Origin of the sequence: Alteromonas sp. CNT1-28 (assembly GCF_022348345.1) — a bacterium.
Lineage (GTDB): Bacteria > Pseudomonadota > Gammaproteobacteria > Enterobacterales > Alteromonadaceae > Alteromonas > Alteromonas macleodii.
In genome coordinates, this window is the sequence record NZ_JAKREZ010000010.1 from 124,583 (window position 1) to 142,533 (window position 17,951).

The following is a 17,951-nucleotide window of genomic DNA, read 5'->3' on the forward strand; positions in this document are numbered from 1 at the left end:
CTTCACGTCACCGTTTAAAGTAGAACTATCATGATTGAAGCCGACAGACTGATTACGCCTGAAGCCAGCACCGAAGACGAGGTCATCGACCGCGCCATTCGCCCTAAAATGCTGGAAGACTATACGGGGCAGCCTCACGTATGTGAGCAAATGGAAATTTTTATTCAAGCTGCGCGTAATCGCGACGATGCGCTAGACCATCTACTTATTTTCGGTCCGCCAGGACTGGGTAAAACCACGCTTGCGAACATTGTGGCAAATGAAATGGGCGTAAACATTAAAACCACGTCAGGCCCTGTGCTTGAGAAAGCTGGCGACTTGGCTGCACTGCTTACCAACCTTGAGCGCAATGATGTATTGTTCATAGACGAAATACATCGCTTAAGTCCAGTGGTAGAGGAAATTCTTTATCCTGCCATGGAAGACTATCAGCTTGATATTATGATAGGCGAGGGGCCTGCCGCCCGTTCAATTAAGCTAGACCTTCCTCCTTTTACACTGGTAGGCGCTACCACCCGCGCAGGCTCGCTAACGTCGCCATTACGCGACCGTTTCGGTATTGTTCAACGCCTTGAGTTTTACAACGTAAAAGACCTCACCAGTATTGTGGCAAGAAGCGCGAGCTATCTGAATTTAGACATGAACGAGGAAGGTGCGCAAGAAGTGGCACGTCGCTCGCGGGGCACGCCGCGTATCGCCAACCGTTTGTTACGCCGTGTTCGGGATTATGCTGAAATTAAATCTGACGGCACGGTGGGCGCCGACGTTGCGGCCAAAGCTTTAGATATGCTTGATGTAGACAAAGAAGGCTTTGACTACATGGACCGCAAATTGCTTACTGCTATTATCGAAAAGTTTGATGGTGGGCCAGTAGGCTTAGACAATTTGGCAGCAGCCATTGGTGAAGAGAAAGAAACCATAGAAGACGTGATTGAACCCTTCCTTATTCAACAGGGCTTTTTACAGCGCACGCCTCGAGGCCGTATTGTGTCTCAGCGAGCCTATCTTCACTTTGGCTTCGCTCCGTCTGAATAATCTACCGTCCCTTTGTAAGAAGCAACAGATTCGTTTTAAAGGCCTAGCTGGATTGCTGGGCTTTTTTTGGTAACACCGAGAATACAGAAGCCGTTTCAAACGCTACAAGTAAATGCTCGTATGGGGGGAGCTGTCATTCCAGAGCATTGAAAGTGGATGGCGAATTATCGCATAGCCCAAGTTAAGCATGGGCCGCCAATATTTTGTTTTGTACAGATGCTAAATTACAGGCAAAAAAAAGCCCGCTCATTGAGCGGGCTAAAACAACAAGTGTTGAAGGAAATAAATCCAGGGAACTCATGTCTAACAGGAGAATAACTCTTGCATGACCGTGCTAAGCACCATCACGCTCTGTACGACTGATGCTGTGCATTATAGGGAGAGCATAAAAAACTACAATTGAGTAAAATTGTTGGTTTGAATTAGAAAAACTAATGTGTTAACTGGATGTTTCGCATTGGTTTATTTTTGATTAAATGTTAGCTTTGGTGGGCTCTGTGGGGAGGTTTTGTTCTGCATTTTGTCGCGCCAATTAGTTATTTTAACTCCGCTTTGGATTATTAAATTTTTGGGTGAAGGAATAGTTATGCATTTACATCAGGTAAGAGTGTATTACGAAGATACCGACGCAGGCGGTATCGTCTATTATGCGAATTACCTAAAGTTTATGGAGCGAGCCCGTACAGAGTGGCTTCGCGAGCTAGGTTTTGAACAAGACACGCTGATGGAACAATCCATCGCTTTCGTCGTCAAACACGTTGAAATGCATAACTATGCGCCTGCACGGTTCAATCAACTGTTGAGTATTGAAACTCGCGTTGTAGAATTGAAAGGCGCTAGTATGACGTTTCAACAAATTATTAAAAATGAACAAGGCGTTACATTGGTATCGGGAGATATCAAGGTTGCCTGCGTCGATTTGGCCGTTATGAAGCCAAAAAGATTACCACGTACTTTGTTAGGGGAAATTTCGCGTGTCATCTGATCTCACTTTTATTGGCTTGTTTTTACAAGCGAGTTTTATTGTTCAACTAGTTATGCTTTTGTTGCTAAGCGTGTCGATAGCGTCGTGGACGTTTATCTTCCAACGCAGCAAAGCGTTGTCGGCGGCACGCAACGAAATGCGTCAGTTTGAAGATAAGTTCTGGTCAGGCGCTGACCTTAACCGTCTTTATCAAGAGCTTTCTGCCAGAACTAACCTCACAGGAATGGGCAGCATCTTTTGCTCAGGCTTTAAAGAGTTTGTTCGCCTGCGCAAGTCTAACACCGCTACCAACGGCATAGTTGATGGTACATACCGTGCCATGCGCGTTTCTATGTCTCGTCAAGTCGAAGAATTAGAAAGTCGTCTACCCTTTTTAGCCACGGCGGGCTCAATTAGTCCTTACATCGGTCTATTTGGAACTGTGTGGGGGATCATGAATGCCTTCATCGCATTAGGTGAAGTGCAGCAAGCTACCCTTGCTATGGTAGCGCCGGGTATTGCAGAAGCACTTATTGCAACTGCTATCGGCCTGTTTGCCGCTATTCCTGCGGTTATTGCCTACAACCGTTTCAGCCATCAGGTTGAGAAGCTAGAAAATAGCTACGGCAACTTCATGGAAGAGTTCTCTGCAATCCTTCATCGCCAAGCCGTTGCTGCGCAAGCACAACAACAAGCCTAAGCGTTTACATTCCAAACGGAGGACTTGTTATGTATGTAAGAAAACGCCGCAGGCCGGTATCAGAGATAAACGTAGTGCCCTACATCGACGTGATGTTGGTGTTGCTTATTATCTTTATGGTAACGGCGCCGCTTATTTCTCAAGGGGTAAAGGTAGATTTGCCTAAAGCAAGTGCCAACCCGATAGAGCAAGAAGATACACCACCTATTATTGCGTCAGTGGATGTTAAAGGTCGCTACTTCCTTAATGTAGGCGAAGATCAGGAATCGCCAATTAGCGAAGAAGAGCTTGGCGCTATTGTAAAAGCACAATTGACCAAAGAGCCCAATACGCCCGTAGTGGTAAAAGGCGATGGACAAGTAGCGTATAACGAAGTGATACAGCTAATGGTGTTATTACAGCAGGCGGGTGTGCCTTCAGTAGGGTTAATGACGGATCCGGTTGAGTAATATAGATATGTCGAAACCTGAAGTGTCGAAAAGCACGTCAACCGCTAGCCACTCAAACAACGCGAGTAACGGTGTAAGTGGTGATAAAAAGAACGGCAAAAGTGCCAAGCAAGCCAACAGTATAAGCCCAGAACAAGTAGGCTTGTACAAGTCCATTGGTTTGCATCTTTTTATTGCTGCGCTGTTGCTAATTAGCGTCAGTTTCTCTCCTGACCCGTTGCCAAGTATGCCGTCGAATGCGCCTGTGATAGAAGCGACGTTTATTGATGCGCAAGCTATAGCCGACCAGAAGAAGGCCCAGGCACAAGCCGAGGCGCAGGCGCGAGCCCAAGAGCGAGAGAAGCAAAGAAAAGCACAAGCGGCAGCTGAGAAAAAGCGTCAACAGCAGCTAGCAGCTAAGCGTGCGAAAGAAAAGCGTGAGGCTGAGGCTGCCGAGGCAAAAAGACAAAAAGAGTTAGAACGCCTTGCTGCGCAGAAGGAACAAGAGCGCAAGGAACGTGAAGCAAAAGCGAAAGCTGAAGCCGAGCGGAAGAAGAAAGAAGCGGCTGAACGTGCAGAGATGGAAAGAATCATGCAAGAGCAGTTAGCGCAAGAGCAAGCGGCTCAGCGAGAGCGTAGACGAAAGCAAGTGTTAACTGAAGTTGAGCGCTACACTGCGCTAATTCAGCAAACTATCAAGCGCAACTTGTATTCTGACGACAGCTATAGCGGTAAAACTTGCCGCTTGAATATACGGCTGGCTACCACAGGTTTTGTAACCAGTATTCGTGTACTTGGCGGTAACGACGCGCTATGCCGCGCAGCAGAGAGTGCAGTACGCCGTGCAGAAAAGCTACCTGTGTCAGATGCACCCGATGTTTACGAGCAGTTAAAAGACATTACTTTAAAAGTGGAATTATAGTGGTATGAAAAAACTAGGTTTATGGATAGCGCTTATTACGATGGCATTCAGTGCCAAAGTGTTTGCATCCTTAGAAATTGTGATAACCGAGGGCGTAGATAGTGCACGTCCAATCGGGGTTGTGCCATTTAAATGGAAAGGTCAGGGCAGTATGCCTGGCGATATTTCTAAAGTGGTGATGGCCGACTTAATGCGTAGTGGTAAGTTTAATCCGGTATCTGTCGACAAAATGCCACAGTATCCGGAGACAGCGGAACAAGTGTCTTTCACTGCATGGGCAACCTTAGGTGTGGACACGGTTTTAGTAGGAAGTATTGAGCCACAAGGAGGCGACCGTTACCTTGTATCCTATGAGTTGATTGATGTACTTAAAGGGCAAGTTGACAATGGGCAAGCTAAAGTACTCAAAGACGGCAATTTGGTATCGAGTAATGATCACGTACTAGCTGCCCGTCAGGCAGTGATCAACGGTCGAGATTTTCGCCAGTATGCGCATCGAATTAGCGACATTGTGTATGAAAAATTGACCGGTGTTCGCGGTGCGTTTTTAACGAAAATTGCTTACGTCATTGTTCGCGACCGTGACACGGTAGAAAAACCTTACCAATTAGTCATTGCAGACTACGATGGTGAGAACGAAACGCGCTTGTTGTCTTCGCCAGAGCCGCTTATGTCGCCAGTGTGGTCGCCTGATGGCGAGAAGCTTGCCTACGTTAGTTTTGAAAATCGTAGACCGCAAATATTCATTCAGAATATCTACACCAGCGAGCGTACGCGCATTACTGATTTCCCTGGAATAAATAGTAGCCCGGTGTTTTCACCAGATGGCAAGCAACTTGCAATGGTTTTATCGAAAGATGGAAACCCTGAACTCTATGTGATGGACTTAGCGACAAAAAATCTTCGCCGAGTAACACGAAATAGAGCGATTGATACGGAGCCCGCGTGGCTACCAGACGGCAGTGGGTTAATATTTAGCTCGGAACGGGGTGGTAAACCCCAGATATATAGCGTAAATTTAAATTCTGGGAAAGTAAGGCGAGTTACCTTTGTAGGTGAACAGAACCTTGGCGGTACGATTTCCCCAGACGGCAAGCAAATGATTATGGTAAACCAAACTAATGGGAACTATCACATTGCTAAGCAGTCTTTGGATGGTGGATCACCTCAAGTACTGACACGGACGTACTTAGATGAATCACCAAGCGTAGCGCCGAATGGAAGCATGATTATATACAGCACCCTTCACGAGGGAACCCAAGTGTTGTCACTGGTTTCTTTAGATGGGCGTTTTAAAGCTAGGTTACCAGCAGCCAATGGGCAAGTTAAATCGCCAAGTTGGTCACCATTTTTGTTCTAACAATTTAACGACTAAACAATAAAATTTAAGGATTAGTAGGATGCAAATGAATAAAGTGATGAAGAGCTTCATTATCGCATTGCCAGTAGTGACAATGATGGCATGTTCTTCAGGCCCTAGCGAAGAAGAATTGGCAGCAGAGCGTAACCGCCTTGCACAAGAACAAGCGGCTGCAGAAGCAGAGGCACGTGAAGCAGAAGCACAGCGCGTTAAAGCAGAAGCTGCACAGCGTATGAAGCGTCAGGAAGAAATGGTTCAGCAAGAAATGGAAGCGCTGAAGAACGAACAAACCGTTTACTTTGACTTTGACCGCTCAAGCATCAAGCCAGAGTTCCAGCGTATTCTAGACAAGCACGCGGCGTTCTTGGTGAAAAACCCAAGCACTAAAGTGACTATTGAAGGTCACACTGACAGCCGTGGTACGCCTGAGTACAACATCGCGCTAGGCGAACGTCGTGCACAGTCTGTTGAAACTTACCTACTTAATGCTGGCGTAAGCAGCAGCCAAGTAACAGTAGTTTCATACGGCGAAGAAAAACCAGCAGTGATGGGTTCTACTGAGTATGCGTTTGCTCAAAACCGTCGCGGAGTGGTTGTTTACCGCTAATGACTATTCTAACGAATAAGACATTAAAAATGGGCGTCACTTTATGTGCCGCCCTTGCTGTTTCTACCGCATTTGCGCAAGCGCCTGTGGTAGACGCCAATGGCGGCAGTGAATTAGAACAGCGTATTGTTGTACTAGAGCGTATTGTTAAGAGCCGAACCGAAATGCAACACAGGCTTCAAACGCAATTAGACAATATGCAAATGGAAGTCGACCAGCTGCGTGGTGCGGTTGAAGTTAATACCAATGAACTTCAAAAAGTACTTGAGCGTCAGCGTGAGCTTTACCTTGAAATAGATAAACGCGTGGAAGCACTTAAGCAAAGCGGCGCGCTACAAGGTAGTGCCATGCCTAGTGCAGGTGTTGATTCGGGCTCTGTGAGCTCTCCAACAGCACCTACGCCAACGCAAGCTCCGCAAGCAGGTGAAGATGAAGCCTACGAAAATGCGGTGAATTTGATCCTTAAGTCTCGTGAGTACGATAAAGCCATTCCTGCGTTTCAATCGTTCATTTCACGCTTTCCCAACAGTGGTTACGCACCAAACGCGCACTATTGGTTAGGGCAACTGCTGTTTAATAAGCAGCAGTGGAGCGAAGCAAGTGAGCAATTTAATATTGTAGCTAATCGCTTTACCGATTCTTCCAAGCGCCCTGATGCGTTATTAAAACTAGGTGTCATTGCTGAGCGAACGGGAGACAGTTCAACAGCACGTCAGCTGTTCCAACAAGTTGTAAATGATTACCCTGATTCATCGGCAAAACGCCTCGCTGAATCTCGGTTAAATAACTTGTAATGAACAAAGCCTCTTTTAAAGAGGCTTTTTTATGAGTTAGAGAAAAGTTTTTTTCAAAAAATTCCATTTAGAGTGCATAAAACTTCTGCACCAAATTTCACTGTATTTCGTAGAAACCTGACTAAACTCAATTAGTACTGGTATAAATACTCAGCGATTTGTTTTCATTTTGACCGTTTAGTCGTAATTTGACAGAAAAATGAAAATAAAAAGACGTTATGGGTTGCGTCGAATAAAAATCTGAGTATTATATGCCGCCGTTGCCAAGACACAGGCAACAACAGGAAAGAAAGGGTCGTTAGCTCAGTTGGTAGAGCAGTTGACTTTTAATCAATTGGTCGCTGGTTCGAATCCAGCACGACCCACCACTTTCTCTCCTAGCATCAAATGATGGGTCGTTAGCTCAGTTGGTAGAGCAGTTGACTTTTAATCAATTGGTCGCTGGTTCGAATCCAGCACGACCCACCATCATTTGAATTGCGAAACTTATCTGTGTGTCACTTGATGGGTCGTTAGCTCAGTTGGTAGAGCAGTTGACTTTTAATCAATTGGTCGCTGGTTCGAATCCAGCACGACCCACCATCAAGTCTCAAACTCAAATATTCCTTTTTTAAATAATCTCCTCTGTACAAAACACCAATGCTTATTGCGTTTTAAAACGCTACTCGTCTCATTTGCACTTTGATCTGGTTTACCTAACCCCATGTAGTAGAACAGGTAAGCATAACTACGACTATTTAATTACCCTTATGTTGATTAGGTAGTGTGTAATTTTTATGACAGTTGGGTATAATCCGCACCCTTGTCGCAACAGAGATGTAGGTTAATGTCAGTAGCATTTCGAGTGGATCAGGTAGAGTACCCGTTCCCAGCAAAACCACAGCCATTGTCAGAAGCACGTAAAGCTGAATTAAAGGCTGAGATCAAAGCTTTACTTAAAGCCCGTAACGCTGTGCTTGTCGCACACTATTACACCGACCATGAAATTCAGGCACTCGCTGAAGAGACAGGTGGCTGCGTGGCAGACTCATTGGAAATGGCGCGTTTCGGTAGAGATGCACAAGAACAAACCTTAATTGTTGCTGGCGTTCGCTTCATGGGTGAAACGGCAAAAATTCTTAGCCCTGAAAAAACCGTACTAATGCCAACACTTGAAGCAACGTGTTCGCTTGATATTGGTTGCCCGGTAAAAGAGTTTAGCGAATTTTGTGATCAGCACCCTGACCACACCGTCGTGGTTTACGCGAATACATCAGCGGCAGTAAAAGCACGCGCCGACTGGGTAGTAACGTCGAGCATCGCGCTTGAAATCGTTGAGCACTTAGACAGCCAGGGCAAGAAAATCATTTGGGGCCCTGACCGACACTTAGGCTCGTACATTGCCAAGCAAACGGGTGCCGACATGCTAATGTGGCAGGGCGAGTGTATCGTTCACGACGAGTTCTCTGCACAGAAACTAGCAGACATGAAAGCACTGTATCCAAACGCAGCGGTTCTGGTTCACCCTGAATCACCCGCAAGTGTGGTAGAGATGGCAGATGCAGTTGGCTCAACCAGTCAACTAATAAAAGCTTCGCAAACCATGGATAACGACACCTTTATTGTTGCTACTGATAAAGGCATCTTTTACAAGATGCAACAACTTACCCCAGAGAAGACGTTTATAGAGGCTCCAACGGGCGGTAACGGCGCTACGTGTAAAAGCTGTGCTCACTGCCCTTGGATGGCAATGAACGGCTTAGAAGCGATTAAGGCGTCTTTAACGGGCGAAACTGATGGGCATGAAATCTTTGTTGATGATGAATTGCGTAAAGGCGCACTTATTCCACTTGATCGCATGCTTAACTTCTCAGCCGAGTTAAAAGCGAAAGGCGGGCTATAAGCGCACGATTTATAAGCACTTGCTGAATATTTTCCAGCAAGTTCTTGATTAAGCGCGCGGCTTTACCTACTATACGCGCGCTCAAGGGTTTTCGTCGTTGAAATCTTCTTGATCAAAATTTGGAGAGATGGCTGAGTGGCTGAAGGCGCACGCCTGGAAAGTGTGTATACGTTTATAGCGTATCGAGGGTTCGAATCCCTCTCTCTCCGCCAAATACCTTAACTACCTGATAGTTAAGAAAAAGACCATAAAACAAGTAGTTATATCAGCCCCACGTTGTGCAGGTGGTACAGTGGGGTGGTACAGATGAACCTTATGGCTCAACCTTGGAAACATCCTAAAACTAACGTTTACTACTGTAGACGTTCAGTACCTAAAGACATCAGAAAGGCATTCGGTAAGACCGAAGTTAGACGCTCACTTGGAACAAAAGTATTGTCCGAGGCTAGGCGTTTGTACCCATCTGTCTATGAATCCATATCCTTAGAGTTTGAGAGTTGTAAGCGGAAACTGGACGTTGAGCGTTCTCTCGTTGAACGTAAGTCCTCTAATCCAGACTCTTTGACTCGCAAAGACATCAGTGTGTTGAGTGCTCGCTATTACAATAGAGAGCTTAAACGTATGCACGAGTCTGATTCACTTACAGGCTTTACTGACATCGCTAAGTACGACCTTATGCTGGTGAGGCTAGGGCAGTGGTCAGAAATAGAAACTGATGCACAGATTCAAGAGGCTGTTAATTCTCTAAATGACTCAAGTAGTCGCCAGTTAGACGACATTGAGAGTCTTCAAGAGGTACTTGGCGATGAAGCGCATTCTCTACTCCAAGAAGAAGGGTTAGCTGTACCAGAGTCTTCTCAATCTTATCTCATGTTAATGCTTGAATTGGCTAAGGTAGTTAAGCGTCTTCAGTTGGTCTCTGCTCAACTGCATGTGGGAGATTATGAATCAAGCCAACCTCTTCCTATAGCTGAACAGAGCTTGTCAAAGTCTCGTACAGAGCCAGCAACTGTTAAATCAGTGCAGACAATAGAGGCTGTATTTGCTGAGTACGAGGAGTCTCTAAGACTGCACAATCAGGGCAGAGAGAAGACAATAGATAAGACACTTAAAGACTATGGCGTTGTCGTTAAGCGCTTCTCAGAAGTGTTTCCTAATAAAGCTGTTATTGACGTAACTCGACAAGATGTTGACACGTTTAGAACACTATTGCTTAAAATGCCGACAAGACCAAAAAGAAATATATCGTGTCTCAGTGTCCACCAGCAAATTCAGAAGGCAGATGAACAAGAGTTGCCTCGCTTGTCTCCGTCTACGGTTAAGAAACAGCTAATGGCTCTCAGTGCTGTCTTCGAGTTTGCTAAAGAGCAATACATTATCGAAGTAAATCCTGTTCACGGCTCAACGAAACGCCTTAGTTCGTCCATCGAAAGACGCAAAGGCAGTGATAAGCAGTACACCAGTCGAGACCTTGAAGTCATCTTTAGCTCTCCCATATACACATCTGGATTCAGAGGGCAGCAAAGCAAGTATGGTGAGGCTGTGTACTGGCTGCCTCTATTAGCCTATTACACGGGTTGTCGAGCGGAAGAATTGGCTCAACTGTATGTTTCAGACATTCGTGAAACAGACGGTGTCCACTACTTATCTATCGAAGCGGGTGCTCCAGATAAATCTGTTAAGAACGCTGGCAGTACGCGCTATGTGCCATTGCATAAAGACCTTATCACTTTAGGGTTCTTGTCATACCTCGAATCACTGGAGTCATCAGGTCGCTTGTTCCCTAAGCTGAAAAGGATAGGTGATGGACGATACGCCTTCCGTGTTGGTGATTGGTTAGCTGATTACTTCCGTGGAAAGCTAGATGTTGCCCATGAAGTGAAAGCTCTACACGCATTCAGGCACACCTTCAAGACACAAGCTCGTCTAGCTGGCATACCTAAAGACGTTGCTGACATTATCAATGGGCATTCATCAGGTGATGTATCTGGTACTTATGGCGAATATCCACTGTCCGTGCTTAAAGACGCTGTTGATAAGATTCCGTCAGTGCCTGTAGAGCTTTCCCTGATTAGTTGGGTTCAACTTATCTGAGATTCGCTTATAAAAACAGGAATGTGCTTAGACATTACCCTGTTTAAGCACATCAAATTCCTCTGACTCCAAGAGGTCTCCCCTATTGACGATAATGAGTTCATCGGAGTTACTGATAAACTTTCGAAAGACCCTAGGGGTCGGGTTAGAACTTGCTTTTATGTATAAAACATATCCCGCGAGATAGAATAGATAATAAAGTGTTCCAGCGACGCGCCTTGGGTATGGATAGAGCATCGCTTTATTGAATGAACTGTCACCCGTGAATTTAGCTAAAACGAATGAAAAAGTATGCTCACCGCCAGAATCCCCACTCCAAATTAGTCTTTTGGCCTCGTGTTCAAGAGTTCCAAGTTTCACTTTTTTGAAAAATGGCATATTTGAAACTGAAGCTCTCCACAAAATCGAAATGAAAAACAACTTGAGCAATCTATAATCAACACCGTTCAGCATAAAGCCCACAGTGCTATTGTTCGAAAAGAGAGGTTTTAATTCTTTCCTGCTAATTAGAATTTTTGCACCATAATCGTCTAGTTTAGAAAATAGGTCTTCACAGTTCTTACATAATATACCGGAATCATAAACTCCAATGGGAGCTTTCTTTGAATATTCTCCGGGCTGAGTAGATATTATCTTGAGTGTATAATCATTATCGCGGATTACTCTGAAAAATGACTCAGGTATTATGTGTGACCTAACTCCTTTTCGACTTTCACCACATCCTTTACACACCATTTTCATATTTACTCCGAAAAGATTTCTGCCTACATACTCTATTAAACCATACAACAGATTCAAGATAATCAATGGGTAAAGCTAATTAACAAGACCTCCTGAAAGGCGATTCAAGATAGTTTTTTCTCTAGCATTGGGAATGCCTTAGTTAAGGAGATAAATCTTCTCAGGAGGTCGTAAAGATCGTTTTAGGAACAGATTGAGGCTAGTTCAGAGGCTTTTTCAGTCTCACCATGAGTCAACGCAGCGAATGTTTCTATTACTGTCATAAAGAACTCAATATCGACCCAACCCGCGTACATAAATAAGATTCTCTTTGTAGCCCAAATGCCTGCGTTATATTCAGACAGGTCATAGGCGTAACCTAATTCGACTGGTCTGTTTTCAACTTCCTCTAACCACTCCGCTGGATGTTGAGAGGCTTTCAGGTCAAAATCTTCCCATACCTCATTCAGGCAGAAGTAACCGTCTTCAGTGGAGTAGAAAGTCTTTTCATTGCCGTTAATTTTCAGTGTGATTTCTTTGCTCATATTCAATATCCTCCAATAATTGTTTTTGCTTAAGTCAGGGAGTGGTTAAGAAAAGTGTTAAGCCGCAGCGTCAGTCGCTAAGTTATCCGCAAGTTCATTGCCGTAGATACCGCTATGACCTCGAACCCACTTAACGACGACTGAAGGCTTCTCTTGCTTCAGCTTATCGATACGTTGCCATAGGTCTTGATTTGCTACAGGCTTCTTGCTGGCAGTCTTCCAGCCTTTCAGCTTCCACCCTTTGAGCCACTCGTTGTAGCCCTTAGCAATCATGTCGTTGTCTGTGTGGATAATGTCTTCTGACTCTGCCAGTTCGAGAGCCTTGATGACTGCCAGCATTTCACAACGAACATTAGTGGTTGTCTCTCTGCCTTCTACTGGCTCTACTCGTGCTTTGTAGGTCTCCAAGACTTCCTCTTGGTCGTTCAACACGACAACGCCTAAGCCACCGTGTTTACATCCGTTCTGGTTGTTAGGCGCTGCACCGTCAGTAAAGATAAGTCGTGGCGTTAGTGTACTCATATCCTAATTCCTCCGATTAATGGGTTAACTGTTTAGCTAGAGCTTGTTGAACCTTGGCTAGTTCTGCTTTGCAGTCTTCAAGACGTTTAAGGCCAACCTCTGCTGAACTGATTTGTCTGTTCATTTCGAGCAAGTGCTTCTGAATCTCACGCTTGAAGTAAGCTTGTGTCTCACTGACTTGCCGTTGTCGTACAGACTCCGAAAGTCCATCCTTGCGATTTATCTCAGCAACCTGCTTGTCTCGCTCACGCTTCATGTTCAGCCCAAAATCAGCTTTAGACTGGTTACAGTGCTCAATGGTGTCGTAGTACTGAGTAGCGTTAGTTCTGTTAATTGAATCCAGTAACTCAGCACGACGACTAATAAGCTGGTCTACTGTCAGTTCAGGCACAATGTGTTGAGGACGTTTAGCATCTTCAGGCAACACCAAGCTATCCGTGATAGTGCTCCAGATGTCGTCTAGTTTCTCTTGACGCTCCTTGTCGTTCAGGAAAACAAGAGTCCAGAAGTTAGCCTCAGCCATATCTCTGAAGTCAGCCCTAGCCGTGTTGAAGTTGTCTCGAAGTTGTTTCGCCTTGGCTTCAGCTTCTCGACGTTCAATAGCTTCTTGTGTGTACTTAATGCGGTAGTCATCGAACTTAATGCGACCTTGTGCTTCGCTGTTATACAAGTGACTTAGTAAATCTTTGCAGATAGCTTCACTAGCGTTAATGCGGTCTTGTAGTTCTCTTAGACTGTCTTGTAGTTCTCTAATAATGTCAGCTTGTTTGCTCATGGATTTATCCTCCTAAGTATTTTCGTTCAAGGGATTTAATGGTTTTAATTCGGTTAAGTTGTTTGGCGTGAAAAGGGTTCTTCTCGTGCTTCTCTCTCATAACTCGCTTCTGGATGTTGGATAGGTTCAGCTTGTATGTGTAATGCCTAGTCCAAAGGCCGAGATTATTAATTGGCACATGCGATAACTCGAAGATAGGCTCAAGAATGTCTAGCATCTTCAAGGCTCTGTTAGCGTTCAGTCGATAACGCCTCTTTTTACCTGTCCTTGTGATGTGCTGAGGCATGTTAATCATCCTCACAAGGCTCTTACGGCACACAAAGATTGCTAAGGTCTTCCTGTTAGGGAACAGGTCTTTCTTGAACCAAGCAGCGAGGTAGATACACAACCACTGTTTCATGGTCACATGCCTACCTACTGCTTCAACTGATGCTTTGAGCAGATACAGCAACTGAGAGCGAACTGGTAAGTCACCGAGTCGCCTATACGGTGATAGTGCTTTGAGCTTCTCAGCTTCATCTAGCAAGCCACCAAAGGATTTCTCGTAGTGAGTTAAGTCAGCCTCTAAGTACCATTGCTTACCACCGTGAAAAGCTTTAGTTAGCTCTTGGTTGTAAGAGGCATAGCGCTTGGATAGTGCTGGTGGCTTAAACGTTGGATGACCGTTGTGCAGATTAGCTTCACGGTGTCGCTTACAGTGCTTGCCGTACTTAGCGTTATCGATAGGACGAGAACAACCCCACACCTTACATGTGGAAGTTGTCATAGCCTTAAACCTTGTTAGTTAAGTAATTATGGATACATTCATTCACGATACTACTAGCGCTTACTTTCACACCTCTAGTGTCTTGAAGTCGTGCTTGGTACTTCTGGACGGTCTCGAAGTTCTTACTGGTTAGATACACGTTGATGCAAGGCTGAGACACAACTTTGTGTGGTTTACCTAGTGCATTCATCGTTAGCCTCCAGCAACTACAGTACGTGATAGTGTGAATGCTTGAACCTTGGTAGAGACACCTTTCGACTCCTCGAAGTTAAGCGTCTTCTTAGCATCGAGGGCTTTCTCAGGCGTAGTAAATGTCACCGTACCGTCATCCATAGCGATAATCTTACCGTCACGCATAAGGCCGTATACAATGTTAATGTCAGTCATAGTGTTTCTCCTATAGTTGAAGTTTCGAGAAAATAAATGAATACAAAGACAAGAAGGCTCTCAGGCTGCATGTAGGTATCTTAGGGCTTACCTACAGAGAACCCTCTTGTGGTTGTATTCAGTGAACGAAAGGATGCCTAGGACAAGTGCTGGAGGTAGAGCACAAGTCCATAGGCTTAGAAGGATATGAGTAAATAAATCAAGTTAGACCATACACACATGAACCAATACACATGAGTAAGGTATGACTAAGACAATCTTTAAGACGTCTTATAGTTAATCTATAAGACTTTATGTATATAGATATAACTAATTAGTTAATATGTAGATGAAAGACTGTTAGAAGTCTTAAAGATAATCTTATAGACCCCCCTTCCCACATGCGACCACCGTTAGCAGCCCCCCCAAATCTGCTAGGTGTTAATGTCGAATGCAGGGTTACAGTCGTTGAGACTGCCTCAAGCATGTATGCTCGTGTGTGTTCATCTGTGCTTCCTCCGTATTTTCTCTTGCTTAAGTCAGGGAGTCATCCCGATTAGACTCGCTTCCTTTTCTCTTAAGTCAGGGAGTCGTGTATCCCTTGATTTTACTGGCTTGAGAGAACATTAGTTAAATATAATAAATCTGAAAGGATTTTATGGTCATTAGGTCTAACCAACGGACAAGCGATAAGTGCGGACACATAGTCTCACTACAGATCGACAGCGGCTCTCTACGGGCTTTTCTAGGCGTAACTAATACGATTGCATTGGGTGAGACAACTCGATCTGAGAAAGCTTTAAAGAGCCTCAAGCAGTTAAGCGTGAGACTCCGTTATGATAGTGCTGAAGATGTCTTGTAGAGGAGTGACAGACCACACGAACTATAAGTTTCAGTGATCGAATTAGCTGGATTAATTACTCTGGTTTATGGGCTCACTGATTATCTTATGCACCGCTCCCTTACTACAGCTTAATTCTTCAGCAATTTTAGCCATGCTCAAGCCTTCTTCTCGTAGCTGATGGACTCTCTCTCGGTCTACAGACTTCTTACGTCCAAATTTAATACCTTTCTCTTGCGCCTTAGCGATGCCTTCCATCTGTCTTTCGTAACGTAGAGACAACTCGAACTCAGCTACAGCAGCAATCATATGGAACATGAGCTTACCGTGTGGTGTGGTTGTGTCGATGCCTTGGTCAATTACAATGAGACCTACGCCTTTATCATCGAGTAACTTCGAGATATTCGCTAGGTCAGCCACAGAACGACCTAAACGGTCTAACTTGGTCACAACAATGGCTTCACCTTCACGCACGTAATCAAGCATCTTCTCTAACTCTGGACGGTCTGCTGTTTTACCTGAGCGCTTCTCTTGGTAAATCTTTGTGCAGCCTTTCGCCTTCAATGCGTCTAACTGAACGTCTAACTTCTGGCCTGTGGTAGATACTCGTGCGTAACCGATAAGTTGACCTGTCATGATAAATCCATCCTGTTCAATAAAGTCTAAAGATTAAGTGACCAACAAGATAGTGAACGGTAAGTGAACGGTCAATAGGTAAGTTCAAAAAAGTTTACTTTGGTGGACAGAATGGCAGAGCGTACTCGTGCCGTTTCTTGTGCTTTAACTTTTTCTTGCTTAAGTCAGGGAGTCACTCAAACAAGCCACCAACAAAGTCTGCGCGTTGTTCTCGTGCCTTGTCAAGATGAGCTTTGCGACTGACTTGAAGATTGTCTCAGCGGTGTTCCTGTGGTGCATAGAGGCACCCTATGGGGGGAGTTGAGGCTTCATCATTGTCGATTTGGCCTCTCAGATTTTTGTAGTCAAACTTTTGGTGGTATCTTGAGAGCTCATATTTATAAGGACGTTACAATGAAAGTGAAAATATTAGCTCTTTTGAGCACTCTTACCTTTAGCTTGAGTGTGAGTGCAGGTGGAAGCCTTAAAGACTACCAGCTTGTTTTAATGAATGAGAGTGTGAGCCTTTTTGACTTTACTATGTTCAACATGAATCAAAATGTTTCTGTATACGTGGCGAAGGATGCTTTTGCTGATTTAGGCGCGGGAGTAGGAGTGGTGTTTAAAGGGAAGTTAGAAAAGTTAGACCCAGAAGACTCATATATAGCTCATCCGTTGGTGCAAAGAAGTGGGTATGTTGATTTTGCAGTAGATGAAGCTAAGTTTTTAATTGTCGCTGAGGGAACTTGGACATCGCAATATCAAACTAATTTAAAGCCAAATATGAATAATGCAGCCTTTCTTTGTAAAGACATGCTTGTGAAGCTATCTGTAACCTCTGATTTTAGACCTTTTCTTCACTGGGGTTATTCCACTGAAAATGTGAGAAAGTTAGGTGATGCGAAGCAGATTAAAGAAAAGCTACGTCAAGATATGAAGTATATTGCAAAAGTACATTTAGGTTACTCGTGGGAGAATAAACCTAGTGTTGAATGTGAGACAGAAAGTGAAGCATTTATTGACGAAACCTTTGAAGTTGATATTAACTTCAAGGGGGATTGGGTTGGTTATAAATGATAATTTAGTCATTGATGGTGGTACGACTTGGTGGTACAGTTTGACTCCTTTTTGAATATTAATTGTTATTTATATCAGAGGTTTACGTGTTTAAGGCTCGTATCGAGGGTTCGAATCCCTCTCTCTCCGCCAAATACTATAACCCCATGATTTAAAACAGTTTATCTGATTTTAAAAATGGGGTTTTCTTTTTTGCCACATAACTTTGCCACGCAAAAGGTGAATTATGTTGCGCACTCCTTTATATCTATACCGCATTAAAAACTCTAAAAATTATTATTTTCGTATAAGAAAAAATCTCGTTTTTCAAAAATTAAGCTACCTTACCCTCGACTCGTCACATTTTGTCGCATCGCTTAAGACCTCTAAGTTTGATGAGGCAATGTGGTTAGCACAATTCATAGTGAAACGATTAAAAGGGAGAAGTGAACATGGAAAACGTAGAACAGTATGCAGTATTTTTAACCTTTGCTGCGTTAGACATGACGGACAACTTTAGTCAAGCCGAATATCAAGAAGCGTTCGCGGCTTTTCCTGCAAGTGGGTTAGCAGAATGCGCTCAGGCACTTGTTCAAGCTGTAGAGGCAGCCGGTGAACAAAAAAAAGAATACTGGAACAATCGAATCAAACCATTCTGGCATAAGGTATGGCCTAAGTCTGTAGCATTAGTCAATAGCGAAATATCAGAATCGCTTGCTCGATTCGCCATTGCCTCAGGCGCAGAGTTTTCCAATGCGGTGGAATTACTGTAAAACTGGTTTGTTCCTATTCAGCACTTTCACTATATTTTACATATGCTACATCAATAAAACCTATGCGAAACTCAACCTGAAGCATCGCTGCATGTTCCGGCCCATTCCGATCACCCATTTCGGTTCAATCCGATCACTGATTTCGGTCTAATCCGATCGCCTATTTCGGTTTTATCCGATCAAAAA

General features: G+C 44.2%; 19 protein-coding genes and 4 tRNA genes. 16 read left to right on the forward strand and 7 right to left on the reverse strand.

Going from position 1 to position 17,951, the window contains the following annotated elements; genetic code table 11:
* Positions 1 to 30 precede the first annotated feature (30 nt).
* From ruvB to MHN02_RS09175, 14 genes are all read left to right on the forward strand, one after another.
* Positions 31 to 1,035, forward strand: coding sequence for a Holliday junction branch migration DNA helicase RuvB (gene ruvB / locus MHN02_RS09110; protein ID WP_039216778.1), 1,005 nt, complete (start codon positions 31 to 33; stop codon positions 1,033 to 1,035).
* A gap of 586 nt (positions 1,036 to 1,621) precedes the next feature.
* A complete protein-coding gene (ybgC, locus tag MHN02_RS09115) occupies positions 1,622 to 2,020 on the forward strand; it encodes a tol-pal system-associated acyl-CoA thioesterase (RefSeq protein WP_014948865.1) in 399 nt (132 codons plus the stop codon).
* Positions 2,010 to 2,699: a protein TolQ gene (gene tolQ, locus MHN02_RS09120; protein ID WP_014948866.1), complete on the forward strand. Its 690-nt coding sequence runs from the start codon at positions 2,010 to 2,012 to the stop codon at positions 2,697 to 2,699. Before ybgC ends, tolQ begins: the two co-directional genes overlap by 11 nt.
* 29 nt (positions 2,700 to 2,728) lie before the next feature.
* Positions 2,729 to 3,148, forward strand: coding sequence for a protein TolR (gene tolR, locus MHN02_RS09125; RefSeq protein WP_014948867.1), 420 nt, complete (start codon positions 2,729 to 2,731; stop codon positions 3,146 to 3,148).
* A 7-nt stretch (positions 3,149 to 3,155) separates the two neighbouring features.
* The gene (gene tolA, locus MHN02_RS09130) at positions 3,156 to 4,049 is read left to right on the forward strand and encodes a cell envelope integrity protein TolA (RefSeq protein ID WP_239245654.1); all 894 of its coding nucleotides are present in this window, start codon (positions 3,156 to 3,158) and stop codon (positions 4,047 to 4,049) included.
* Positions 4,050 to 4,053: 4 nt separating this feature from the next.
* Entirely contained in the window at positions 4,054 to 5,409 is a 1,356-nt protein-coding gene (gene tolB / locus MHN02_RS09135) for a Tol-Pal system beta propeller repeat protein TolB (RefSeq protein ID WP_014948869.1), read from the forward strand.
* Between the two features lie 40 nt (positions 5,410 to 5,449).
* The gene (pal, locus tag MHN02_RS09140; RefSeq protein ID WP_014948870.1) at positions 5,450 to 6,016 is read left to right on the forward strand and encodes a peptidoglycan-associated lipoprotein Pal; all 567 of its coding nucleotides are present in this window, start codon (positions 5,450 to 5,452) and stop codon (positions 6,014 to 6,016) included.
* Positions 6,016 to 6,810, forward strand: coding sequence for a tol-pal system protein YbgF (gene ybgF, locus MHN02_RS09145; protein WP_239245657.1), 795 nt, complete (start codon positions 6,016 to 6,018; stop codon positions 6,808 to 6,810). The genes pal and ybgF overlap by 1 nt, the downstream gene beginning before the upstream one ends.
* 292 nt (positions 6,811 to 7,102) lie before the next feature.
* Positions 7,103 to 7,178 (forward strand) — tRNA-Lys (locus MHN02_RS09150).
* 24 nt (positions 7,179 to 7,202) lie between these two features.
* Positions 7,203 to 7,278: transfer RNA gene (locus tag MHN02_RS09155), tRNA-Lys, on the forward strand.
* A gap of 38 nt (positions 7,279 to 7,316) precedes the next feature.
* Positions 7,317 to 7,392, forward strand: a tRNA-Lys gene (locus tag MHN02_RS09160).
* 244 nt (positions 7,393 to 7,636) lie between these two features.
* The gene (gene nadA, locus MHN02_RS09165) at positions 7,637 to 8,692 is read left to right on the forward strand and encodes a quinolinate synthase NadA (protein ID WP_039227298.1); all 1,056 of its coding nucleotides are present in this window, start codon (positions 7,637 to 7,639) and stop codon (positions 8,690 to 8,692) included.
* Positions 8,693 to 8,813: 121 nt separating this feature from the next.
* A tRNA-Ser gene (locus tag MHN02_RS09170) sits at positions 8,814 to 8,904 on the forward strand.
* A gap of 103 nt (positions 8,905 to 9,007) precedes the next feature.
* A complete protein-coding gene (locus MHN02_RS09175; protein WP_239245660.1) occupies positions 9,008 to 10,786 on the forward strand; it encodes a site-specific integrase in 1,779 nt (592 codons plus the stop codon).
* Positions 10,787 to 10,813: 27 nt separating this feature from the next.
* Here MHN02_RS09175 and MHN02_RS09180 read toward each other — a convergent pair whose 3' ends face one another.
* The 7 genes from MHN02_RS09180 to MHN02_RS09210 form a co-directional block, all read right to left on the reverse strand.
* Positions 10,814 to 11,527 (reverse strand): hypothetical protein, encoded by a 714-nt coding sequence (locus MHN02_RS09180; RefSeq protein ID WP_239245663.1) that lies wholly within the window; start codon positions 11,525 to 11,527, stop codon positions 10,814 to 10,816.
* A gap of 182 nt (positions 11,528 to 11,709) precedes the next feature.
* Positions 11,710 to 12,051, reverse strand: a complete 342-nt coding sequence (locus MHN02_RS09185; RefSeq protein WP_239245666.1) for a hypothetical protein — start codon at positions 12,049 to 12,051, stop codon at positions 11,710 to 11,712.
* Between the two features lie 57 nt (positions 12,052 to 12,108).
* The gene (locus MHN02_RS09190) at positions 12,109 to 12,573 is read right to left on the reverse strand and encodes an RNase H family protein (RefSeq protein WP_239245669.1); all 465 of its coding nucleotides are present in this window, start codon (positions 12,571 to 12,573) and stop codon (positions 12,109 to 12,111) included.
* A gap of 16 nt (positions 12,574 to 12,589) precedes the next feature.
* Positions 12,590 to 13,348: a hypothetical protein gene (locus tag MHN02_RS09195; RefSeq protein WP_239245672.1), complete on the reverse strand. Its 759-nt coding sequence runs from the start codon at positions 13,346 to 13,348 to the stop codon at positions 12,590 to 12,592.
* Between the two features lie 4 nt (positions 13,349 to 13,352).
* A complete protein-coding gene (locus tag MHN02_RS09200; protein ID WP_239245675.1) occupies positions 13,353 to 14,114 on the reverse strand; it encodes a hypothetical protein in 762 nt (253 codons plus the stop codon).
* Positions 14,115 to 14,306: 192 nt separating this feature from the next.
* Complete coding sequence (locus MHN02_RS09205) at positions 14,307 to 14,501, reverse strand: hypothetical protein (protein ID WP_239245678.1); 195 nt, start codon at positions 14,499 to 14,501, stop codon at positions 14,307 to 14,309.
* Between the two features lie 892 nt (positions 14,502 to 15,393).
* Complete coding sequence (locus MHN02_RS09210) at positions 15,394 to 15,957, reverse strand: recombinase family protein (protein ID WP_239245681.1); 564 nt, start codon at positions 15,955 to 15,957, stop codon at positions 15,394 to 15,396.
* Positions 15,958 to 16,350: 393 nt separating this feature from the next.
* On the opposite strand from MHN02_RS09210, the gene MHN02_RS09215 reads away from it, so the two are divergent.
* Both MHN02_RS09215 and MHN02_RS09220 read left to right on the forward strand, forming a co-directional pair.
* The gene (locus tag MHN02_RS09215) at positions 16,351 to 17,013 is read left to right on the forward strand and encodes a hypothetical protein (protein WP_239245684.1); all 663 of its coding nucleotides are present in this window, start codon (positions 16,351 to 16,353) and stop codon (positions 17,011 to 17,013) included.
* 431 nt (positions 17,014 to 17,444) lie between these two features.
* A complete protein-coding gene (locus MHN02_RS09220; protein WP_239219053.1) occupies positions 17,445 to 17,765 on the forward strand; it encodes a hypothetical protein in 321 nt (106 codons plus the stop codon).
* Positions 17,766 to 17,951 lie beyond the last annotated feature (186 nt).

What these genes read in the sequence shown, in the direction of transcription:
- ruvB (WP_039216778.1), top strand. Translation starts at nt 31, where the DNA reads ATGATTGAAGCCGACAGACTGATTACGCCTGAAGCCAGCACCGAAGAC.
- ybgC (WP_014948865.1), top strand. Translation starts at nt 1,622, where the DNA reads ATGCATTTACATCAGGTAAGAGTGTATTACGAAGATACCGACGCAGGC.
- tolR (WP_014948867.1), top strand. Translation starts at nt 2,729, where the DNA reads ATGTATGTAAGAAAACGCCGCAGGCCGGTATCAGAGATAAACGTAGTG.
- tolA (WP_239245654.1), top strand. Translation starts at nt 3,156, where the DNA reads ATGTCGAAACCTGAAGTGTCGAAAAGCACGTCAACCGCTAGCCACTCA.
- tolB (WP_014948869.1), top strand. Translation starts at nt 4,054, where the DNA reads ATGAAAAAACTAGGTTTATGGATAGCGCTTATTACGATGGCATTCAGT.
- pal (WP_014948870.1), top strand. Translation starts at nt 5,450, where the DNA reads ATGCAAATGAATAAAGTGATGAAGAGCTTCATTATCGCATTGCCAGTA.
- ybgF (WP_239245657.1), top strand. Translation starts at nt 6,016, where the DNA reads ATGACTATTCTAACGAATAAGACATTAAAAATGGGCGTCACTTTATGT.
- nadA (WP_039227298.1), top strand. Translation starts at nt 7,637, where the DNA reads ATGTCAGTAGCATTTCGAGTGGATCAGGTAGAGTACCCGTTCCCAGCA.
- MHN02_RS09175 (WP_239245660.1), top strand. Translation starts at nt 9,008, where the DNA reads ATGGCTCAACCTTGGAAACATCCTAAAACTAACGTTTACTACTGTAGA.
- MHN02_RS09180 (WP_239245663.1), bottom strand. Translation starts at nt 11,527, where the DNA reads ATGAAAATGGTGTGTAAAGGATGTGGTGAAAGTCGAAAAGGAGTTAGG.
- MHN02_RS09185 (WP_239245666.1), bottom strand. Translation starts at nt 12,051, where the DNA reads ATGAGCAAAGAAATCACACTGAAAATTAACGGCAATGAAAAGACTTTC.
- MHN02_RS09190 (WP_239245669.1), bottom strand. Translation starts at nt 12,573, where the DNA reads ATGAGTACACTAACGCCACGACTTATCTTTACTGACGGTGCAGCGCCT.
- MHN02_RS09195 (WP_239245672.1), bottom strand. Translation starts at nt 13,348, where the DNA reads ATGAGCAAACAAGCTGACATTATTAGAGAACTACAAGACAGTCTAAGA.
- MHN02_RS09200 (WP_239245675.1), bottom strand. Translation starts at nt 14,114, where the DNA reads ATGACAACTTCCACATGTAAGGTGTGGGGTTGTTCTCGTCCTATCGAT.
- MHN02_RS09205 (WP_239245678.1), bottom strand. Translation starts at nt 14,501, where the DNA reads ATGACTGACATTAACATTGTATACGGCCTTATGCGTGACGGTAAGATT.
- MHN02_RS09210 (WP_239245681.1), bottom strand. Translation starts at nt 15,957, where the DNA reads ATGACAGGTCAACTTATCGGTTACGCACGAGTATCTACCACAGGCCAG.
- MHN02_RS09215 (WP_239245684.1), top strand. Translation starts at nt 16,351, where the DNA reads ATGAAAGTGAAAATATTAGCTCTTTTGAGCACTCTTACCTTTAGCTTG.
- MHN02_RS09220 (WP_239219053.1), top strand. Translation starts at nt 17,445, where the DNA reads ATGGAAAACGTAGAACAGTATGCAGTATTTTTAACCTTTGCTGCGTTA.